Below are 792 nucleotides of genomic sequence, written 5' to 3' on the forward strand. Positions count from 1 at the left end.
GCACGTCGCCGGCGACCGACCACGAGCCGACCCGGTCGGCGCGCGTCGCCAGGCGCACCAGGCCGCGGGAGCGGAGGATGCGGCCCACCTTCTCCGCCACCAGCTCCCCGTGGACCGCCGTGCTCAGGCGGCCGGGGTGGAAGGGCAGCGGATCGCGGAACACGAACTCCTCGACGGTCGTGCCCGAGGCGCGGCGCCGCGAGGTCCCGTTGAGGGCGCACTGCCAGCCCATCGAGGAGGCGATCGCGTGCGCGCGCCGGGGGTGGAGCCTCCGTGGCGCCGCCGGGAGCTCACCGGCGGGGAGGAGATCGGCGGTGGGGGCGAGTGCTCGCAGGAGGTCGCGGACGAGTGCGGTCCGCTCGGGGTCGCTGTCGGAGCGGGGCTCGGCGAGGGCGATGAGGCTCGAGAACTCCAGGCGGGCGGCGAGGCGCTCCGCCGAGTCGAAGGAGGGGCCCGCGCCGCCGCAGAGCACGCGCAGGATCTCCTCCGTCGACGTCACGGCGACCACGTCGAGGATCGCGATGCGGGTGTCGGCGGGATGCCGCTGCGCGCAGAGGTGCTCGAGCACGAGTCCGATCTCGAGCGGGTCGGCGTGGCCATCGAGGGCGACGACCGTGTGACCGCGGTGGCCGTCGTCGGCGTCGGCCGCGAGGCGCCGGTGGAGCTCCTCGGCGAGAGCGGGACCGTCGGCGCCGGGCGGATCGACCTCGAGGTCGATCCGGGACTCGGGCCTGCCGGCGAGGAGTGCGGCGGTCCGCCGGGCGTCGCGGGGGTCGGTCGCGCTGACGAGGG

The 792-nt window shown here is 76.5% G+C and carries 1 protein-coding gene; it reads right to left on the minus strand.

Going from position 1 to position 792, the window contains the following annotated elements:
* A partial coding sequence (locus tag C5C24_RS17465) for a GTP-binding protein (protein WP_104305569.1) occupies window positions 1–792 on the minus strand: 792 nt, incomplete at both ends.

Source organism: Rathayibacter sp. AY2B3, assembly GCF_002931755.1.
GTDB lineage: Bacteria > Actinomycetota > Actinomycetes > Actinomycetales > Microbacteriaceae > Rathayibacter.